Consider the following 20165-nt stretch of genomic DNA (forward strand, 5'->3'; position numbering starts at 1 on the left):
TTATCTGAGTGGGTTGATACAGCTTAAGTCATTTAGTGACTTATCCAAGAAAACCTTTATCCTTGATTTACAACTCCATACAGTTAACTATTATTTAATGGGTATTTAGAATTCTTTAACTATAGCTGATACAATGTTGTCTGTTATCAACTATATTTTGGATAAAAATGTCATCATTTAGGCCCTCTGGTGCTATTCAGCAATTAAATGATATTCACTTTTTTACTTTTCAAATTACTAATAAGTTAAAAGCCGCTTTTTATTTAGTATTAACCATTGTCATCATTATCTTGATGGCAATGGTGATAGATACTGTGGCGCATATGGAAGATATTGCTAAGTGGAGAGGGCCTACTAGATATTTTATGCAGCACTCACTGACAGCACAGCTATATTTGCCGCAAATTTTTAATTTAACCCTATGGATATTGTTATTCATATTGACTAAAAGCCGTAAAAAAGCCACTTACCATAATTATGGATTCATCATGACGTTATTGGCCGTGATGTTTGTGGTGAATAACTATCTAATAGACTTTTATAGTGCTGTAGAGTTTGCAAAGTCTGGTTACATGGTGTTTTTAGCAGGGTTTTTTCTAGCATTGCCCCTGCATGAGTAGCATAAAATAACTAAAAACAGCGTCTCTAGCGATTAATACACCATGCAAGCGGCATTGATAAGACCAAAGCTAATCGCGGTACTGGCAAGCAAGATGGCTTTACTAACGTTGCCCTCTTCGATACCTTGCGAGATAGCGGGTAGAGCCAAACGCACTGAAAAATAAGCCAATAGCTGAACAATTAAGGCAATGACGCCCCAAACCAGCATATCAATAAGACTGACGCTGTGTCGAATGACTGAGGCTAAGGCCAAAACAAAACCAATTAACGCCCCGCTTAGGCTGATACTGGCAGCGACATTACCGGCTTTGATAAGCGCAAACTCTTGATGCGGGGTAATGGCGGTATAGATATAAACAAATGCCGCCATCAATACGACAGCGGAAGCGCCATACGCTAAAAAGTCGGGCAGGGTGGCTAATAAGTTAGATAAAATCATAATGCAGTCGCCTTGCTAGAATGGGGGCTTAAAGTAATTGGGGTTATAAGTTTAACAGTAAAATTATGGAATAAAATAATGCGGCACAAAGTGGCTGCTATCTTTGGTAATTAAGCTGTCGTCCTCACGAATGCCAATACCTGCCGCCACATTGCCAATGACCCAGCTACCAATGACCGGATAGACTGGTTTTTTTTGGGCAGAGATAAATTTCGGCAGAGGCGACATGGCTTGATAGATCATTTGAGCGGTCGCTGGGTCACCGTACTCTCCGGGGGTGGCAAGGCCAGTGGGTGTAAAGTCAGCAGCTAAAGCACTGATATTCGCCCCTTCACGAGAGAATAAGGGCTTTTGGATAATGCCATTCGGCAGATGGTGAGTCGATAGGCGCTCACGCTCGGCTGCAAAATAGCTTGGCAATAGATTGGGATGGTTTGGATTTAGCTCCCAAAGGATGGGTAGAAGCCCCTTGTTACTTAATAGCAGCTTCCAGATAGGCTCTAGCCACGTGGTCTTGCTACTCGATAAATGAGCGGCAAAAGGCTCCTCTAGTAGCCACTCCCAAGGGTATAGCTTAAATAGTGCCTGCACAGGAGCGTCATCTAAATCGACAAATTGACCGCTCTGCTCTGAAGAATCTAACCACCCTAACGCCCTTAAGTCCATCAACTGGGTCTCAAGCCCTGCCTGAATTGCCGTATCTTGAAGATATCGACAAGTTACCACATCTTCAATACTGTCAGTAATAGTGGCGAAGGTTAGCGTGGACGTCGCCGCGAGCCGCTCAGCAATGAGTCGCCACTGAGTAATAAGCCGCTCATGAATGCTGTTGAATTGATCATTATTTGGAAAGTTATCCTGAAGCCAGTACCACTGCACCACGCTGGCCTCAAATAGAGAAGTCGGAGTATCGGCATTATACTCTAACAGCTTAGGCGTCGGCGTATATAGCGGGTGATAAACCAAGTCGAAGCGACCATATAGACTGGCATCACCGCGCCGCCAGCTTTCTTCTATTAGCTGAGCGCTTAAGGCATCAATACCCAGCTGGGCAAAACGGTCGTGGCGAATAATAAAGTCAACCGCCTCTAGACACAGCTCGTGCAGAGTATTGGTACTATCTTCTAACAGATCAATATGCGCGGCGCTAAATCGATAACATGCTGTCTCTTGCCAGTAATCACCATCTATGCTGTGATAATCAAAGCCTAGGCGCTCAAGCTTAGCTTGCCAATACGGACGGGCGGGTACGGAGTGTCGTTGCATAACTTTATCACAGTACTTTATCACAGTACTTTATCACAGTACTTTATTACAGCACTACCAGAATAACGCCGCAAGATAGAGGCGGCAAAAACGGCAGCATAAGGTTTGGCTTAACAGGCTTAAATCCTTGGCTAGCTACGGCCACTACTAAAGCGACTGCCAAAACCACCACGTTTTACCGACTGAGCGTGACGAGCTTGATTGGCGCCGTAGCGCGCAGCAGCGGCATAGAAAAAATAACCACCGCGTCGCCGCTCACCTTGCTGCTCGCACTCGGTCTCGCCCCAGTCCTTGACGCAATCTTGCTTGTCAGCGTACTGATAGGTGTCGGTCTTACTACAACCCCAAAGCGCTAATGAGCCTAGCAGTACTAAGGAGACTTGGCTTGAGCGCTTAATTTTGCTGTTGCCCGGACGTGAGGCGCTAGTGGCTTTTAAAGGGTTATTCATAAAATCTCTAAATTATCTAATTTACAGGCCCAACTACTAATCAAGGAGCTGATCTATAGCTGATTAGCATAACAATTATAGTCTTTAGTATCATCAAAATTATCGATATAACTGAATCCAAAGCGATACAACTAGGTTTAATCATGATACTGGTATAAGTTTTTGTAGGCGGTGTAAGGTCTGAGCACACAACCAGCAATAGGAGCTTGACCCGTTGTACGCTCTAATAGATGTCGGATTTATTGATACTTCACTCTATTACCTACTACGCTACATTTGCCTGTGACAAAGACTGCGGCCAGATCTTACCAGGATTAAGAATATTATTAGGGTCTAGCGCTGTCTTAATAGCGCGCATGATCCCAATAGCGTTGCCATGCTCCTTGTCCATATATTGCCGCTTGCCCTGACCGATGCCATGCTCACCAGTACAAGTGCCGTCCATCTCAATAGCTCGCATGGCGAGACGACCGATAATGTCCTCAGCCGTGGCAATCTCTTCTGGATTGGTGGTATCTACCAATAATAAAACGTGGAAATTACCATCACCAACATGACCAACAATCGGGCCGATCATCCCTGCTTCTTCGATATCCTTAGCCGTCGCACTAACACATTCTGCTAGGCGTGATATTGGCACGCAGGCATCAGTTGATAAGGGTTTAGCACTGGGTCGTAGTGCAGCGCTAGCATGATAGGCATTGTGACGGGCTTGCCACAGTCGTTTGCGCTCTGTCTCGTCTGTATCCCAAGCAAAGTCTGTACCACCGAACTCTTCGATAATATCTGCAAAGGTTTGTGCCTGCTCACGAACACCATCATCGGTGCCATGAAACTCGACAAACAAAGTCGGTGTCTCGGTAAGATCAAGATTGGCATATTGGTTACAAGCCTTGATTTGCAGCGCGTCAAGTAGCTCAATACGAGCAATGGGTAGACACATCTGGATGGTCATCATAACCGCCTGACAAGCGTCTTCAATGCTAGGGAAGTGACAGATACCGCTGGCGACACATTCACTAATACCGAATAGTTTGAGCGTTATTTCAGTGACGATACCCAGAGTCCCTTCTGAGCCAATCATCAACCGCGTCAAGTCGTAGCCTGCAGCAGATTTTTTGGCCCGAGTACCGGTGCGGATAATCTCGCCGCTGGCGGTAACGACTTCTAAGGCCAGTACCACATCTTTCATCGTGCCGTAACGGACGGCGTTGGTGCCTGAAGCGCGGGTGGCTACCATACCACCAATACTGGCATTAGCCCCTGGATCAATGGGGAAAAACAAGCCAGTGTCACGCAAGTAGTGGTTAAGCTGCTCTCTGGTCACCCCCGGTTGGACAGTAACAGTAAGGTCCTCATTGTTGACCTGAACGATAGCATCCATCGCATGCATATCGATACATAAGCCACCGAATGGCGCATTAAGCTGACCTTCTAGTGAGGAGCCAATACCAAAAGCAATGACAGGCATCTGATACTGGTTACAGATGGCGACGGCCTTGGCAACGTCATGTTTATCGTGGGCGGTGAGCACCGCATCGGGTGGCTGATTGGCAAGCCAAGTCATGGTATGACCATGCTGCTCACACACAGTAGGATTAACGCTCAGCTGCTCAGCAAACTGGGCTTGTAGTGCGGCAATAGCCTCAGAGTGATCTGGCTTGCTAGCAGGGTCAGCTTGGTTAAGGTTATACGGGGTAATGGGGGCGGTGGATAAAGTGGTCATAGAAGACTCCTATGAAAGCTTAAACCCGCGACAATACTGTCACGGGGGTAATAGGGTTGTAATGAAACTTTTTATTAATAGATGTTTTTAACAGGTTTTATCGATTCACGGCTTACTACATTGTCGCTATAGTCTAGTCTAAATAAAATAGAGTCATCGTAAAGTGATGCGCAGCTGCTATACATTTTTCTGGCTTGCTGCGAGCGCACCGACAGCGACAGAGGCTGCGAAAAATTCATCCCAGTACTGCTGTACCATTTTTATAATAAACGTACTACATCTGTACCGCATCTGCTGTTAGCCTACCATACGCCAGATAACAAAGATAAGGCCAATAATATAAAACAGCGGCGATAGCCAACCAATGACCTGAGTGGCGATAGTGACACTAATAACAAAGCCTGCCAGTGCAAACCAATCACGGCGGCGATCGTTGAGCATATCGGCGCGGATCTGCTGGATCTCACGCAGCTGATCATCCTGTCTTGAGCCTTGCGTTGCCAGACTTTGTAGTCCTTGATCAAGAAGCTTCGGTAGCTGAGCACTGGTAAGGAGCAGTTCAGGCAATTGACTACGAAGCTGTTGTAGATTGCGAACTGGATCGAGCTGCTCTTTGACCCAGCCGGTAAGGATAGGCTTAGCAAGTGACCAGATATCCAGCTCAGGATAGAGATCACGGCCCAAGCCTTCGACATGGACCAAGGTCTTAAGCAGTAGCATGAGCTGCGGCGGGATAGTCATGTGGTGGCGACGAGCGATATCAAGAATCTGCATCAATACCCCAGCAAAATCTATCTCATTGATCGGCTTTTGCAGCATAGGCGACACGGTCCGGCGCATATCACGAGTCAGTGCATGTTTGTCGGCGTTGGGCGGAATCCACCCAGCACGGCTGACGATATCGACAAGGGCTGTGAAGTTATTATTGATCACCGACAGCAGCATACGAGCGACGATCAGCTGATCGTCTTTGGACAGCTCACCCATAATGGCGCAGTCAAGACCGATATAGCGGGGTGTGTAGTTTGGATGGGCTTGAATGACCTCAGGCGGTGCAACTTCGACAAAGATATTGCCTGGATGCATATCCGCGTGAAAGAAATTATCACGAAAGACTTGGGTAAAAAATATCGTCAGGCCGCGTTCCGCTAGCGCTGCTCGATCATATCCTAGCTCATCAAAGACATGGGTATGGGAGATGGGCACACCGCGGATACGCTCCATGACCATGACATTTTTGCCAGCTGCATACACTTCTGGTACGTACATGAGGGCTGAGCCTAAGAAGTTATTACGCATCTGTGTGGTATTGTCAGCCTCAAAGGTCAAGTCTAACTCGGCCAGCATGACCTGACGATAGTCTTCGACAATATCGATGATATGCACGGCTCGCGCCGCTTCAATACGAGCTGAGGTCCACTGCGCCATCTCACGCAGTAGCTCGAAGTCGGCAACGATGGTCTCACGGATATCAGGTCGCACGACTTTAACAACCACTTCGCGGCCATCATGAAAGGCAGCTGTATGTACTTGGGCAATGGAAGCCGCTGCCAATGGCTTGACATCAAAGCGTGCAAATAACTCGTCGATAGAGGCGCCCAGACCGTGTTTAGGGTCTTCGATTTGCGCGATAGCCACCTCTACATTAAAGGGTTTGACGCGGTCTTGTAGTTGCACCAGCTGATCAATAATCTCAGGCGTCACTAAATCACGGCGCGTTGAGAGCAGCTGACCAAGCTTTAGAAATAGTGTGCCCATCTCCTCAAGAGCGAGCTTGACGCCATTGGGCTGATGGGCTTTACGCCATGCCGCTGGATGGAGCCGAATAAGCCGCGCAATGGGCTGTAGCTGCGGTGCATCCTCAATGGGCAAGTGGGTATCAATGCGGTAATGGGCAGCGATGCGCCACAGTTCAAGTAGGCGCTTACGATAAGAAAAGAGCATTAGTTAAAGGTCACAATATTGTTATTGGAATGGATGCGATGCAGTAGCTCGCGTACGACAATTGTTAAATAGGCTGGTAGCACTAGCGTTTCTGAATGCCTTAGACCAGTAGCAATAAGGGTATGAAGATCTTCGCTAATTGCAATGTCTTTCGGGCGCTCGGCGGCATCTTTTATAGTTGAACTACTGGCATCAGCATCAGACAAGGCTAGTCTCCTTGTCTGATTTTTTGTTGTTCTGCTTTGATCATAGCAAGCCTAGCTTCTTCACGCTCGATATCGGCACGAAGCTTAAGCAACTGCTGCTTTAGGTCATTGACCTCGGCTTCAGCTTCGGGATCTGCCTTACCATTACCAGCGATATCATTGGCCCAGTCTGCCACATCATCAAAGGTGTGCTTGGCCGTGTGCTTTAGCGTGCCTTTGAGCTGCTGAATTAATAATCCCAGCTGGGCGGCAAGGGGTACGCCGATTAGTGGCTCAAGCTGAGCTGCAATATCTGGATCAAAGCCACTGATTAGCTGTTTGAGCTGCATTAAGACCTTATAGTCGCCCTCGATGGGTAAATTACCCTGAGTACCGCGCATTAGATTAAGTAGCTCAGCAGGGTTTGCGACGTTAAGGGTGCAGTCTGGCGTAATATGTCCCATACCAGCAGCGGCTACACTAGCTCTTGAGCGTTCATTATCGCTATAGCTAGCAGTACCACGAGGCTCAAAGACACTATCGGTAGTCACAGGCTCAAAGCGCAAGTGATCATCGTTAAAGAGGATGTCAATATGCAAGTCAGGCATCTGCATATTTAGGCGCAGCACTTTGCCTGACAACGGAATAAGTCCCGCCTGGGTAATCTCGTCACTGCGTAGAGCAAGGTTAATTAGCTTTTCAGCGCCAGCTAATATTAAGACGGTAAGCATAAGAAGACCCTTTTAATTATATTGAATGAGCAAATAGTCCAATAAGCAGTAGTAGCGCCCAAACCAATGATGGACGACTGACTTTCACCTAGCAGTAGCGCTTTTTTGGACTGAGTACTTAGAGTATATAAGCTCAAAGGCTAGTCGGATAAAAGCGCTACTTTTTATGACAGTATCGACCTATTAACTTTTACTTTTTGAAGCCCCGGTGCACAGCGACAATGCCAGCGGTTAAGTTATGATAGTCGCAGTTTGCAAAGCCTGCCTCTTCCATCATTTGCTTAAGGGTCTGCTGATTGGGGTGCATACGGATAGACTCAGCAAGATACTGATAGCTTTCGGAGTCTCCTGCGACCAGCTTGCCCATGAGCGGCAATGCAGTAAATGAATAGATGTCATAGGCCTTGGATAAAGGCTCAAACACCGGTTTGGAGAACTCTAAAATAAGCAGACGACCACCTGGCTTTAGCACACGGTACATGGCGCGTAGCGCGGCATCTTTGTCCGTGACGTTACGAAGGCCAAAGCTGATGGTCACTAAGTCAAAAGAGTTGTCATCAAAAGGGGCTAAGGTTTCAGCGTTTGCTAGAATAAAGTCGACGTTATTACAACCAGCATTGATTAGGCGCTCACGGCCGACCTCTAGCATGGCTTCATTAATGTCAGACAGTACGACATGACCACGGCGACCTACTTCACGACTGAAGACTTTGGCTAAGTCGCCAGTACCACCAGCAATATCAAGGACATGCTGACCTGCCCGGACTCCGCTTAAGCTAATGGCAAAGCGCTTCCATAAGCGGTGAATGCCAAAAGACATTAAATCATTCATAATGTCGTATTTTTTTGCCACCGAAGTAAAGACATCAGCAACTTTGGCTTGCTTTTCGGCCTTTTTGACCTTTTTATAGCCAAAATGGGTCTCTTCTAAGCCATCAGTCTCAGGGGTATGAGGGTTGTTGATATCATCACGTGGGTTAAACCGTGGTGGATAGTGCGAGTGCCGATTTTGTTCAGACTGAGCTGAAGATTGCTGCTGCGTCTGAGAGGCTGTTACTGATGAGTCAGTAGGCGTAGCATAGGGCTGAGTATTTTGTTGACCTTGCGGCGCACCAGTGGGCAGATCCTCAGCGCGAGTAAAGGCTGATTCGACCGCATTGGTTGCGGCGCTCGATTGCACCTTTGCCATGGTTTCTTGGTTTTGCTTGAGGCTGTCTTTGACCAGCTTTTCTTGCAGACCGTCGGTCTTTCTAGTGCTAGAAGTCGCAGACGCACTCGAGGTTTCAGGAGTCTGGGATAGGTCAGTTTCAGAGACAGCGTTATTTGATAGATTGGTAGTCATGAGACGTCCTATAAGCTACGTTTAATTTGTCATTAATAATGCAGATATCATACACCAAACGGCTCAATTCTGCCGTCGTTATTCGGCTGATGTACGTGGTCTATGATTTGTAGTTCACGCTCGCAAACAGGCTCAATAAAGCTAGCAACATTACGTAGGGGTTTCATCGCGGCAAAGCCTTCTGCCATAAAGTCGTATAACGGTTGATAGTTGTATTTATAAGCCGTGCCTTTGGCAAGAGCGAAGGCCTTTTGTAACATGAATGAGTTAATATATTTATCAGTGCGATAGCAGACATCTTTTAGCGAAGCCAGCTGCTCGCGTCTCTCGTCAGCTTCATCAACCTCACGATAGGCCAGTAGCATACTGTCCTCATTGACTGGCAAGTTTTTTTCTAACAACCATTCGGCTAAGTGGAGATCAAGCTCAGTAGCGACAATAGCAGAATGGATAGCTCGCGACCCTGTATCAAGCGCTGCTGCTGGGGCCAGCCGCTCAAGTTTTTGTGCTTTGGGAACAATGCGCTCAAGCTGCTTAGCCAATATATCAAACTCATCACCACCATAGAGCTTGTTGACGAAATAATGCGCCATTGGGACATTTTGGGGCTGGCTAAATAGCGCTTGGTGAGTGTTCTTAATACGAGCGCGTTGCCACGACTGCACCTCTTTAAGCTTTTGCGACAGCGCTGCATCACTATGATGGGGCAGCTGGCGATAATGATTAAGATAGGTTTGTAGGTCTGAGAGTGCAGACATAGTTAATATTCCTAGTTTTAAGTTATTCAACAAAAGTAGGTCTTATAGTTTGGCAGCCAGTACGCTCTAACTGAATAGCGTCCTCTTGATGCATGAGGGCTAAATGCTTGAAGGCTAATTAGATAGCTGAATATTGGTTAAAGGTACAACTGCTGATAATTGTGAGCTACCTTAGGATAAATTGAGATAGAACTCAAATGGCAAACTGTTATCAGCGTGTGTTTGCTATTCGGTAGTAGCAGCCGGACTATTTTGCCTGATTCAAAACTCTCATTGCTGCAAAGTTAAAAATATAGTGAATTTTATATAAAAACAATACAGTGAGACTGGGAAGATTTTTTGCAGCCTCTGTCAGCTTACTCGCAGCAAACTAGAAATATTTAGACCAGTACCATCTATACGAGTACCCTCTATATCAGCAACTAACTTGACTTGTACCTGTTTTATATTCGACCGACTATAGTAAATTTAGTTATCCCAATCATCTATTATTAATATACCAGTGGCAAAATAGCGCGGTTCTTTAAGACTGATGATAAGTGGTAAATACGCCTTAGAGACAACCTTAAAGCTGAGGGTGTTTTTAGGAAGACTGCTTCCCAGTACCTGTTAAAAGTAGCAGCTGTAATAGGATCAATCTGATGCTAATAACTATTATGTACTGGTCAGCTAAACTTGACTGAGGTAAGGTAATAAGACCATTTATGATAATGAAAAATATTATGCAAGATAATGAGAAAAGGGGCGAGAAACTATGAGCAAAAAAAAGCACGCGAAAGACAAAAAAGAAAAAGATGCGTCAAAGGGCAGTCAAAATATCGCAGATACGACGCTTGAGCTACTGGCTGAGAAGACGTATGTGGATCATCCTGAAATTGCAGAGATGCTGACCATTAATCCATTGAGCCAGTTTTCACTTGATGAAGATGCGTTAAGGCTATCTCTTATCACTACCCAATATGCTCTTCGCGAGACCCGCCTTACTGAGCAGCCCGGTGTTCAGCCCACGGGGCTATTGGTACTAGTAAATGGTATTGAGCTGGCAGGAAAAGGCGAGGCAGTCAAGCAGCTACGTCAGTGGGTCGATCCGCGACTGCTCAAAGTGGAGGCCACTATTGGTCATCCAGCACTGCCTTCACAGCCACTGTGGCAAGCGCATACTAAAGAGTTGCCGCGGCATGGCGATGTTATGGTGTACTTTGGTAATTGGTACGCGGATCTGCTCTATGAGGTAATGCAAAAAGTCGCAGACAAAGACGCCAAGGTGGATTGGCAGCAATATCTACAGACTCAGCTGACTCAGCTGTCTATCTTTGAAAAAGACCTTGTGAATAATGATACCAAGGTGCTTAAGTGCTGGTTCCATATCGATCGAGAGACTTTAAAGTCACGGCTAAATGATGAAAATGCTGACCCTGAGCAGCTGTATCAAATTGACTGGTCAAATGATAAGGTCTTAGATAAGTTCAATGAGGCAGCCAAGCAAGTATTGGGTCAGCAAGGGGACTGGGTCATTATTGATGGTTCGGATACTGATCAAGCGACTTTGAGTTTCTGTCATCACGTCTTACACGCGATGCAAGTAGCCGTACAAAGTAGTCAGTCTGCTATCGGCAATGGACTGGCTGGCGAAGCGTATAAAAAGCCAATGCACAAGTTCGTCTGGGCGGATATCCCTGATAAGCTGACAGATATTGATGATCCAGACATGGATAAGTCTGACTACAAAGATAAGCTGGCGGACAAGCAAGCACAAGTTGCCAAGTTGCTTCGCGCGCGGGGTGATCGGCATGTGATTTTTGCTTTTGAGGGTATGGATGCGGCGGGAAAGGGCGGTGCGATCAAGCGCTTGGTGGCGCCATTGGACCCTAGAGAATATCAGATATATAATATCGGTGCACCGATGCGCTATGAGCTTGAGCACCCTTATTTATGGCGGTTTTGGACACGCTTGCCCGATACCCGATCTGATCGGATTAGCCGAGTCGCTATCTTTGACCGCACTTGGTATGGTCGAGTACTGGTTGAGCGAGTTGAGGGCTTTGCCAGCAATAGCGAGTGGCAGCGAGCTTACGACGAGATCAACCGCTTTGAAGCTGACTTAACCGCTTCTGGGACGATAGTGATCAAATACTGGTTAGCGATTGACAAGCACGAGCAATTGGCGCGCTTTGAAGACCGAAAGGACACGCCGCACAAGCAGTTTAAGCTGACCGATGATGACTGGCGTAACCGAGATCGCTGGCAAGACTATGTGCAAGCAGCCTCTGATATGCTGCAACGTACCAGTACAGAAGTGGCCCCTTGGTATATGGTTGCTACCAATGACAAGCGAACGGCTAGATTGCTAGTATTGGATCATGCCATCAAGCAGCTGACCAAAGCACTAGATCCTGAGCGTTATAAAAAGGTATTTTAGTTAAAAGTGCTTTAGCTAAAGGGGTTTTAGTTAAAGCATGTTAGGCTGATAATTATCGATAACTTATTGTCAAGCAGCTGTTTTTAAACCGCTGCTTTTAATCAGTCGATTAAGCTTTGCAAAGTAGCCGCTTGATGACCGGTATTCTATCTGAGTGAATTCGACGGTTGCTTATTTAGGGCTAATTCTTAATAACCTTATTTCAGCGCGTTATCGACTGTAAAAAAACCTCTAGCGTTACCCTACTGTCTACCTGTAGTGAGCCGGTTGTTAATGCTTACTAGAGGTTGGCTGCGTTTTGCTTGTCTAAGAAGATTCAATATAAATGTTTTTTATTATGTTTCATCCAAAATAGCCATCTATGATTGAATATTATGACAACCTCTTTATAATAGAGCGCTATTTTTACACAGTTTCTAAGCTCTTATTATCAGTTGATTCACTGTCACGATAAACATCTAGCGTTTATCGTGAGTCAGTACAAGGCATCCTAATTTATGGGCATTAGTACCACCTCCGCGCAGCCAACTCGTCAAGTTGGCTCTATGAGAGTCAATATTGTCTTCGCTACCGTATTAGTCCTGATGACCGCTTACTTTTTATGGTGGGGTCTGGACTATACTTTCCATCAGCAGACGTTGTTATTCGTTATTGCTACCCTGTTTGGGATATTTATGGCCTTTAACATCGGTGGTAACGATGTGGCCAACTCTTTTGGTACTTCAGTCGGTGCAGGGACTCTAACTATCCCGCAAGCATTAGGTGTTGCAGCCATATTTGAGGTCTCAGGTGCGGTTATTGCAGGTGGGGAGGTGACGGATACCATTCGCAAGGGTATCGTCAATCTTGATGGCCTGATGGTGACCCCCAATCAGTTCATCTACGTTATGCTCTCGGCGTTAATCGCTGCCGCATTTTGGTTATTGTTCGCCACCAAAAAAGGACTACCAGTCTCCACCACGCATTCTATTATCGGCGGCGTAGTCGGTAGCTCTATTGTCCTAGGTATCTATCTTGGCGGCGTTGATATGGCCTTATCGACTGTGTCTTGGAGCAAGATTGGTCAGATTGCCATCTCTTGGGTATTATCACCGTTACTCGGTGGTGCCTTATCGTATGTGCTGTATGGTCAAATTAAGAAGAACATCCTAGCTTACAACGATCTGGCTGAAGCTCGAGTTCAAGAGCTCAAAGTCGCCAAAAAAGCCATCAAAAAGAATCACAAAGTATTCTTTGAGCAGTTATCAGAGTCTCTGCAGCTGTCATACACCTCAGCGATGCTGCGTGATCAAGAGATCTATAAAGACGAAGACTGTAGTCGAAATGATCTAGAGACTGACTACTACCGTGAGCTATATGATATTGAGCGCGAGCGTAATAATCTTGACACACTAAAAGCTCTAAAAACATGGGTACCGCTAATCGCTGCGCTCGGCGGTATGATTATGACTGCTATGGTGGTATTCAAGGGACTTAAGAATGTGAACCTTGATCTGTCCACACTGCATGCCTTCTTAGTGATAGGTATGGTCGGTGCTCTAATCTGGCTGACGACCTTTATCTATACCAAAAGTATCCGCGGTAAGCTTAAAGAGGATTTATCAAAAGCGACCTTTATTATGTTTAGCTGGATGCAGGTATTTACCGCTTCAGGATTCGCTTTTAGTCACGGCTCTAATGATATTGCCAATGCTGTCGGCCCGTTTGCAGCGATTATGGATGTCATACGCTTAAATACAATCTCAGCTCAAGCGGCCGTGCCTACACCAGTCATGCTGACCTTTGGTGTTGCCCTCATCGTCGGTCTATGGTTCATTGGTAAGGAGGTCATCCAGACCGTCGGCACTAACTTGGCTAAGATGCATCCTGCGTCAGGGTTTGCCGCTGAGTTGTCCGCAGCAGCGGTGGTCATGGGCGCCTCAATGCTTGGGCTACCTGTATCGAGTACGCATACTCTAGTGGGTGCAGTATTGGGTATCGGTATCGTGAATAAAGATACCAATTGGGCGCTAATGAAGCCTATCGGACTGGCTTGGGTGGTTACTCTACCTGCGGCCGCAGCGATGTCTGCCTTGAGCTTTATCGTGCTCAGCTATATTTTTTAGGATTACCTATTGCTCATTTGAGCTATAAAGCGTTTGAACATTAAAAACCGCCGGATAGTCTAGTGATTATCCGGCGGTTTTTTTGGTCTTACGAATTTATTGGTGCTTCTATACAGGCTTTGGTATAAGGTTAAACAAGGCCATCAGCTAGCTGCTGCTAACCAGCTTCTTTTACGCGGCCATCTTTGCTTTCCTTCACAGTTTGAGCTTTCAAGGCTAGAGCTTCTGTACCAAACTGTTTGCGCTTTTTGGCGAAGAAGCGATCCAGACGGTTCATGGCATCTTCTAGGTCGTGAAGGTTGGGTAAAAATACCACGCGGAAGTGATCGGGCGCGTCCCAGTTAAATCCAGTCCCTTGAACCATCAGTACTTTTTCATCCTCTAGTAGCTCCATCATAAACTGCATGTCATCGGTGATAGGATAGATATCAAGGTCGATCTTAGGAAAGCAATAAAACGCCCCTTGTGGCATCGTACAAGAGATACCCGGGATGGCATTTAGGCGCTCAATGGCTAAGGCGCGCTGCTTATAAAGTCGGCCCGCCTCAGAAGTCAGCATCTGCATACTCTGATAGCCGCCCATTGCGGTCTGAATAGCGTATTGCGCAGTTACATTCGCGCATAGCCGCATTGAGGCCAGCATATCTAAGCCTTCTATAAAGTCAGCGGCGTGATCCTTCTTACCAGAGACCATCATCCAACCGGCGCGAAAGCCAGCTACGCGGTGCGACTTGGATAAACCATTATAAGACAGTACTAATACGTCGTCCGTCAGAGTACACATTGGCGTATGCACCGCATTATCGTATAGCACACGGTCATAAATCTCATCGGCCATAATGACGAGATTGTATTGCTTAGCCACATCAATAATCTGACGAAGGATATCATCTGAATATAAGGCACCAGTAGGGTTATTAGGATTGATTACGACGATGCCTTTGGTCTTATCCGTGATTCTGGATTTAATATCGTCGATATCAGGTTGCCAGTTGTCAGCTTCATTACAGCGGTAATGGACGGCAGTACCGCCAGCAAGGTTGGCTGCTGCTGTCCAAAGCGGATAGTCTGGCATAGGAATCAGTACCTCATCACCATCATTCATCAGCGCCTGCATGGTCAGGACAATCAGCTCAGAGACCCCATTGCCAAGATAGACATCACGGACATCGACCGCTGATAGTAGACCTTTTGACTGATAGTAGTGCAGTATCGCCTTGCGCGCAGCAAAAATACCTTGAGAGTCTGAGTAGCCGGTAGCATTTGCTAAGTTCAGTGCCACGTCACGAAGTATCTCATTGGGGGCATCTAGACCGAATGGCGCAGGGTTGCCGACGTTCAATTTGAGGATGCGTTGACCTTCTGACTCCATTCTCACTGCCGTTTTGAGTAATGGACCGCGAATATCGTAGCAGACGTTCTGCAGTTTATTGGATTTTTTTAGAGCATTCATGGTATTACCACGCTTATTATTAGAAGAAGAGGGGGTGCTGATTGCTGATATTTCAGGCTGTTGCGCTTCGTTATCGATAGGCTGCTGTTGTGATGACGTATAGAGCTTAGGTGTCGCTGAGGATTCCAGCTCCCCACGCAGCAGATATCCTTCTGAGCAGTCTAATATTCGTGCCAATGTTGGTAGCTTAGAGGAGACAATTCCATTGATACCCCGCTCCCAGTTTGAGATAGCGCCGCGGCTGACTTTAGCGCCAGCTTCTGTCATGGCGGTAGCAAGTTGCTCTGCTGTTAAGCCTTTGGCTTTACGCAGCTTATTTAGGCGCTCGCCTTGAGCTTGGTGGTCTGGAGTTGAGGTCATAGTCGGTCCAATAGTGGGCACAATAGAGAGCCTATTAGGGGTTGATATTGAACATTGTTTTGTTGTGCAACAATACTCCTAAAACTAATGCAAGATATTATTGCAATATCAATATGTTTGCAAGTAGATAGTCATTAGATTTACGTTAATTTTAATAAAAATTTACTATAGGCTATTAAGTGCAAGATATACTTGCAAAAAAGTAGTAAGTATATGTCTATCGTTAGCTTACGGGGCTTAAGTGAACAGTATCAAGCTTGGTCTAAAAAGGGGCATGAACAGTGGGGAATAAGAGAACTTGAAGCTGCCATAGGAAGCTAATTCAAGAGTTTGCCAACATAGGCATTAACATTTATTAAAAGGTGGTGGTGGTTATTTTGTATTACGCTAAAAGGTAATTTATCTAGCATCTTCATTAAACTATTGAGTTATTAAACTGAATCATAGGAGCCACTATGCAAGATCGTGAATTAAGTAAAGAAGAAATCGCCCAACTGACAGAGGCAGACTGGCGTGAGCGTTTGACCCCAGAGGAGTACCATGTATTAAGAGAAAAGGGGACTGAGCGGCCGTTTACTGGGCTGTACACAGATAGTGAAGAGGCAGGTATATACCGCTGTAAAGGCTGCGGTGCCAAGTTATTCACTTCGGACAATAAATTTCATTCAGGCTGTGGCTGGCCAAGCTTCGATGCTACGATTGCGGACAGCGCCGTAGATGAGCATGAGGATAACTCTCTTGGTATGCGCCGTGTCGAGGTAACCTGTAGTAACTGCGGAGCGCATCTCGGTCATGTATTTCCTGATGGGCCTCAAGAGACCACTGGCATGCGTTACTGTATTAATTCAGTCGCTATCGATTTAGATGAGTCGGCTAAGTAGCAGCATCCTAGGTAGGATAGAAACTAGTGGGGTGCGACAATGGTAGCAACTGTCGATAACTGCTCACAATTGCCAATAAGCGCCAATTAAAAAACCTTAAGGACAAACCCATGACCAGTATTTATGACTTTAAAGTAGAGACACTAGAGGGTGGAACGCAGGATTTCGCCGACTATAAAGATAAGGTATTACTCATCGTCAATACCGCCAGTAAGTGTGGATTCACGCCGCAATACGAAGGCTTAGAGCAGCTATATCAACGATATCAAGATCAGGATTTGGTGGTTATTGGTTTTCCTTGTAATCAGTTTGGTCACCAAGAGCCAGGCGCGGCTGATGAGATTGGTGCATTTTGCCAAAAAAACTATGGTGTCAGCTTCCCAATGATGGCAAAAGTGGACGTTAATGGCAAAGACACTCACCCTGTCTACAAGTGGTTAAAACAGCAGCAAGGTGGGTTTTTGACCGATGCAATCAAGTGGAACTTCACTAAGTTCTTAGTCAATAAAGATGGTGACGTGGTGAAACGTTATGCGGCGACTACGAAACCAGAAGCCCTAGAGGAGGATATTAAAACGCTGTTATAAATACTGTATTTTAAGGCTACCTAATAAAAGGCTACCTAATAAGTAGCAAGCAATTAGCCTCAGAAATGGAGGCTTTTTTAGTCTCTAGAATCTTATTTGGTTGTAACAGGTTAAGGGGACTATTTAAGAGTAGCAAATCACCGTTCTAAAATGGTTATTTAGATAATAATATCATAACAGTTGTTCAATAAAATTTTATAAAACACCACCTGTTGCAGAATTTTAGACTATATTTTTAGCCAAAAAATAAGAGTATTCCTAAAAAAAGGCCTTTTCTTAATAACAGAAAAGGCCTTTTTATTGAACCGGATATCTAGCATTTCAATAAAAAATAAACAAAAACAAATGTTGTAATTTTTATCCTATTAACACTGGGCTACATATTAAATCGCCAAATTAATAGACAAATGTTTAATTATCTGTGATATTGTTAATAAATATATTGCGAGAATCTCAACAATATTTTTTGTGATGGAGTCATAAGATAACTAATATTTAGGGATATATGGTTATGCCAATGAAATTACAGCAATTTTTCAAAATCTTAATAGCAACTGTACTTTTGTTCACTTATGAACAAGGTGCACTAGCGAAACAAGATATGAAAATGATCGAGCATATCACTTGGCGCAAGCAAGTTGATGTGGATGTGCAAACTTTATTGGCCAAGCCGATCCCAAAAAATAGGGTCAGCCTATACTTCATTCGTCAGTCTGATGCAGATGGTGCACAAACCAGTGTCAATCTAGCTATTAATGGCGAATATCAGACTAGCTTACAGCCTGGTGGTTTTACGCAAGTCTATTCTTGTATTGGTATTAATAGTATTAGCGCGGTCACGACTTCCCAGAAGACTAATGATCTGCTAAAAAATGCTATTGAAGTCACTTTGCCTACCGAACAAAACTATTTCTTTTATATCGAAGTTGATGATCAAAAGCACATCAGCTTAACCCAAGTAACTCCTGAATCCGCACAAAAATTATTTATCAATAAACGTTACCAACAGCACCAGATTAGCCGAGTAGTCCCCAATTGCTCTGAGGTTAAAGTGGTAGCGCCTCCCACTGTATCTCCGCCTACCGTGCCCGTTATCGCTCCTATATTTGAAGAGAAGGTTAGCACTGAGATGCGCATTCTCTTTGATACTGACAAAGCAGTTATCAAGCCCCAGTACTTTAGTAAAGTCGAAGACGTCGCTACTTTTATGAAAAAGTATGGCGATACCAACGCTATTATCGAAGGTCATACAGACAGTACTGCCAGTGATGCTTATAACCAAAAACTGTCTGAGAGACGGGCTCAAGCGGTACAAAAACTACTCATCGAACAATATGGTATAGCCCCTAATCGTTTAACTGCCATGGGTTATGGCGAGTCTCGCCCTATAGCTAGTAACACTACGATGGATGGTCGGCAACAAAATAGACGCGTTATCGCCGTCGTTGAACAAAGATAACTCATCCTCTTTTTTAAGTAGCCAAGCGTTATTAGTCCAAAAAGTTACTGAATAAACCAACAAATTAGACAGAATTTCGGGACGAGAAAAACCATATGAAAACAGTCAACGTAAAAGTACATAACGCTAAAGAGACTATTCAGAGTGTCAAGATAATCACCAATGATGGTAAGCCTAACGTTATTAAAGCGGGTAAAGGGGTCAATTATGAGTTTTTAGAAGAAGGATTAGGCCGCGCTCCTCAACATGTTATTACCAAACGTGTGAATAATGATCTGCATCTCTCTTTTGACAAAGACGGGCAAGAAAGTGATCTAATCATTGAAGGGTTTTACAGTAAGGCTGATCAAGCCCTTATTGGTATGGCAGAAGATGGCAGTTATTACTATTACATTCCTGACACCGCAGAAGTATCTGACTATGTGACCCAGCTCGAACCTGGTGATATTGAGGGTCAGGCATTGGGAGGACCTGCTCAGTCCACCCCTTGGTGGGCAGGACAAAGTGATGATGGCTTCGCAATCCTACCTTGGTTGATAGGCTTAGGAGGCTTGGGATTGGTTGGCGCGGCTCTTGGTAAAAATGATGATAACGATGAGCCCTCACCTCCTGTGATATCCAAACCTAGTCTTACAGCCGAGGACGACGGCAGTGTCACGGTTACGCCAACGTCTGAAGCGACTGAAACTGACGTCACCTATACCGATGAAGAGGGTAATAAAAAAAGCCCAACCTTTACCAAAGACCCTGATACTGGTAAATGGGCAGACAACGATCCTAACGATAATGTCACGGTTGACCCTGAGACTGGTGTGATTACCATTCCCGCTGATGAAGTCAAAGATGGCTCAGAAGTGAAAGCCACGCAAACCACACCCAAAGGTAAAAGTACGCCTGCGACAGTGATCGCTAAAGATGATATTCCAAAGCTGATAATTGATGACGTAACAGAAGACAATATTATAAATGCTGCTGAAGCTGGAGAAACTATAGTCATTACAGGGACTGTAACTGATAACTATGAAGCTGATGATAAAGTCACATTAACTGTCAATGGTAAAGAATTTACTGGTGTAGTTAATGTAGATGGTGAGTTTGCTATTTCAGTATTGGGAAGCGACTTAGCTGCTGACCCTGACATGACTGTTGATGGCGCTTTTACCACTTTAAGTAGCGATGATACTACTACATTGACGGTTACAACTACGCAGAATTATAGTGTCGACACTACCGCGCCAACTGCCCCAGTTATTGGCTTTGAAAGCACCGGTGCTGACGACGTTTATAACAGCGAAGAGGTGGGTGAAGATAGTACCATCACCGCCACCGTTACCGTCCCTGAAGGCACCAAGGTTGGTGACACGCTAACAGTTAACGGTGAAGTCGCCCCCGTGACCCAAGCAATCATCGACGACGGAGTTGCCATTGAGATTGCCCCGG

Annotated in this window: 17 protein-coding genes; 7 read left to right on the forward strand and 10 right to left on the reverse strand. The window is 45.3% G+C overall.

Features of this window, described 5'->3' with window-relative positions; genetic code table 11:
* Window positions 1–167 precede the first annotated feature (167 nt).
* On the forward strand, window positions 168–620 hold the full coding sequence (locus tag EGV92_RS12910; protein WP_131669712.1) for a hypothetical protein: 453 nt from the start codon (window positions 168–170) through the stop codon (window positions 618–620).
* A gap of 32 nt (window positions 621–652) precedes the next feature.
* On the opposite strand, the gene EGV92_RS12915 is transcribed toward EGV92_RS12910, so the two are convergent.
* The 9 genes from EGV92_RS12915 to EGV92_RS12955 form a co-directional block, all read right to left on the reverse strand.
* Complete coding sequence (locus EGV92_RS12915; protein ID WP_207401805.1) at window positions 653–1060, reverse strand: DUF350 domain-containing protein; 408 nt, start codon at window positions 1058–1060, stop codon at window positions 653–655.
* Between the two features lie 63 nt (window positions 1061–1123).
* Entirely contained in the window at window positions 1124–2326 is a 1203-nt protein-coding gene (locus EGV92_RS12920) for a glutathionylspermidine synthase family protein (protein ID WP_131669713.1), read from the reverse strand.
* Between the two features lie 131 nt (window positions 2327–2457).
* Window positions 2458–2775: a hypothetical protein gene (locus EGV92_RS12925; protein ID WP_131669714.1), complete on the reverse strand. Its 318-nt coding sequence runs from the start codon at window positions 2773–2775 to the stop codon at window positions 2458–2460.
* A 265-nt stretch (window positions 2776–3040) separates the two neighbouring features.
* Complete coding sequence (locus EGV92_RS12930; protein ID WP_131669715.1) at window positions 3041–4501, reverse strand: FAD-binding oxidoreductase; 1461 nt, start codon at window positions 4499–4501, stop codon at window positions 3041–3043.
* Window positions 4502–4798: 297 nt separating this feature from the next.
* Entirely contained in the window at window positions 4799–6445 is a 1647-nt protein-coding gene (locus tag EGV92_RS12935) for an ABC1 kinase family protein (protein ID WP_131669716.1), read from the reverse strand.
* Window positions 6445–6651 (reverse strand): hypothetical protein, encoded by a 207-nt coding sequence (locus EGV92_RS12940; RefSeq protein ID WP_131669717.1) that lies wholly within the window; start codon window positions 6649–6651, stop codon window positions 6445–6447. Before EGV92_RS12940 ends, EGV92_RS12935 begins: the two co-directional genes overlap by 1 nt.
* Window positions 6652–6653: 2 nt before the next feature.
* Complete coding sequence (locus EGV92_RS12945; protein WP_131669718.1) at window positions 6654–7361, reverse strand: ubiquinone biosynthesis accessory factor UbiJ; 708 nt, start codon at window positions 7359–7361, stop codon at window positions 6654–6656.
* A 190-nt stretch (window positions 7362–7551) separates the two neighbouring features.
* Window positions 7552–8550: a bifunctional demethylmenaquinone methyltransferase/2-methoxy-6-polyprenyl-1,4-benzoquinol methylase UbiE gene (ubiE, locus tag EGV92_RS12950; protein WP_242678746.1), complete on the reverse strand. Its 999-nt coding sequence runs from the start codon at window positions 8548–8550 to the stop codon at window positions 7552–7554.
* A 200-nt stretch (window positions 8551–8750) separates the two neighbouring features.
* Window positions 8751–9461 carry an FFLEELY motif protein gene (locus tag EGV92_RS12955; protein WP_131669719.1) on the reverse strand — a complete coding sequence of 237 codons (711 nt, stop codon included), beginning with the start codon at window positions 9459–9461 and terminating at the stop codon, window positions 8751–8753.
* Between the two features lie 883 nt (window positions 9462–10344).
* Here EGV92_RS12955 and EGV92_RS12960 point away from each other — a divergent pair.
* Both EGV92_RS12960 and EGV92_RS12965 read left to right on the forward strand, forming a co-directional pair.
* Window positions 10345–11880, forward strand: a complete 1536-nt coding sequence (locus EGV92_RS12960; RefSeq protein WP_131669742.1) for an ATPase — start codon at window positions 10345–10347, stop codon at window positions 11878–11880.
* Between the two features lie 497 nt (window positions 11881–12377).
* Window positions 12378–13985: an inorganic phosphate transporter gene (locus tag EGV92_RS12965; protein WP_131669720.1), complete on the forward strand. Its 1608-nt coding sequence runs from the start codon at window positions 12378–12380 to the stop codon at window positions 13983–13985.
* Window positions 13986–14142: 157 nt separating this feature from the next.
* Here the strand turns inward: EGV92_RS12965 and EGV92_RS12970 are convergent, their stop codons facing one another.
* On the reverse strand, window positions 14143–15798 hold the full coding sequence (locus EGV92_RS12970; protein WP_131669721.1) for an aminotransferase class I/II-fold pyridoxal phosphate-dependent enzyme: 1656 nt from the start codon (window positions 15796–15798) through the stop codon (window positions 14143–14145).
* A 455-nt stretch (window positions 15799–16253) separates the two neighbouring features.
* On the opposite strand from EGV92_RS12970, the gene msrB reads away from it, so the two are divergent.
* The 4 genes from msrB to EGV92_RS12990 all read left to right on the forward strand — a co-directional run.
* Window positions 16254–16679 (forward strand): peptide-methionine (R)-S-oxide reductase MsrB, encoded by a 426-nt coding sequence (gene msrB / locus EGV92_RS12975; RefSeq protein WP_131669722.1) that lies wholly within the window; start codon window positions 16254–16256, stop codon window positions 16677–16679.
* Between the two features lie 110 nt (window positions 16680–16789).
* The gene (locus EGV92_RS12980) at window positions 16790–17266 is read left to right on the forward strand and encodes a glutathione peroxidase (RefSeq protein ID WP_131669723.1); all 477 of its coding nucleotides are present in this window, start codon (window positions 16790–16792) and stop codon (window positions 17264–17266) included.
* A 511-nt stretch (window positions 17267–17777) separates the two neighbouring features.
* Window positions 17778–18725, forward strand: a complete 948-nt coding sequence (locus EGV92_RS12985; protein ID WP_165525624.1) for an OmpA family protein — start codon at window positions 17778–17780, stop codon at window positions 18723–18725.
* Between the two features lie 95 nt (window positions 18726–18820).
* The coding region (locus EGV92_RS12990; RefSeq protein ID WP_131669725.1) for an Ig-like domain-containing protein at window positions 18821–20165 on the forward strand (1345 nt) is incomplete at its 3' end.

Origin of the sequence: Psychrobacter pygoscelis (assembly GCF_004335015.1) — a bacterium.
GTDB lineage: Bacteria > Pseudomonadota > Gammaproteobacteria > Pseudomonadales > Moraxellaceae > Psychrobacter > Psychrobacter pygoscelis.

Excerpts from the sequence above, each read along its gene's own strand:
- EGV92_RS12985 (WP_165525624.1), top strand. The coding sequence starts at position 17,778 with ATGCCAATGAAATTACAGCAATTTTTCAAAATCTTAATAGCAACTGTA.
- EGV92_RS12960 (WP_131669742.1), top strand. The coding sequence starts at position 10,345 with ATGCTGACCATTAATCCATTGAGCCAGTTTTCACTTGATGAAGATGCG.
- EGV92_RS12915 (WP_207401805.1), bottom strand. The coding sequence starts at position 1,060 with ATGATTTTATCTAACTTATTAGCCACCCTGCCCGACTTTTTAGCGTAT.
- EGV92_RS12925 (WP_131669714.1), bottom strand. The coding sequence starts at position 2,775 with ATGAATAACCCTTTAAAAGCCACTAGCGCCTCACGTCCGGGCAACAGC.
- EGV92_RS12935 (WP_131669716.1), bottom strand. The coding sequence starts at position 6,445 with ATGCTCTTTTCTTATCGTAAGCGCCTACTTGAACTGTGGCGCATCGCT.
- EGV92_RS12980 (WP_131669723.1), top strand. The coding sequence starts at position 16,790 with ATGACCAGTATTTATGACTTTAAAGTAGAGACACTAGAGGGTGGAACG.
- EGV92_RS12910 (WP_131669712.1), top strand. The coding sequence starts at position 168 with ATGTCATCATTTAGGCCCTCTGGTGCTATTCAGCAATTAAATGATATT.
- EGV92_RS12970 (WP_131669721.1), bottom strand. The coding sequence starts at position 15,798 with ATGACCTCAACTCCAGACCACCAAGCTCAAGGCGAGCGCCTAAATAAG.
- EGV92_RS12920 (WP_131669713.1), bottom strand. The coding sequence starts at position 2,326 with ATGCAACGACACTCCGTACCCGCCCGTCCGTATTGGCAAGCTAAGCTT.
- EGV92_RS12955 (WP_131669719.1), bottom strand. The coding sequence starts at position 9,461 with ATGTCTGCACTCTCAGACCTACAAACCTATCTTAATCATTATCGCCAG.
- ubiE (WP_242678746.1), bottom strand. The coding sequence starts at position 8,550 with ATGGCAAAGGTGCAATCGAGCGCCGCAACCAATGCGGTCGAATCAGCC.
- msrB (WP_131669722.1), top strand. The coding sequence starts at position 16,254 with ATGCAAGATCGTGAATTAAGTAAAGAAGAAATCGCCCAACTGACAGAG.
- EGV92_RS12965 (WP_131669720.1), top strand. The coding sequence starts at position 12,378 with ATGGGCATTAGTACCACCTCCGCGCAGCCAACTCGTCAAGTTGGCTCT.
- EGV92_RS12945 (WP_131669718.1), bottom strand. The coding sequence starts at position 7,361 with ATGCTTACCGTCTTAATATTAGCTGGCGCTGAAAAGCTAATTAACCTT.
- EGV92_RS12930 (WP_131669715.1), bottom strand. The coding sequence starts at position 4,501 with ATGACCACTTTATCCACCGCCCCCATTACCCCGTATAACCTTAACCAA.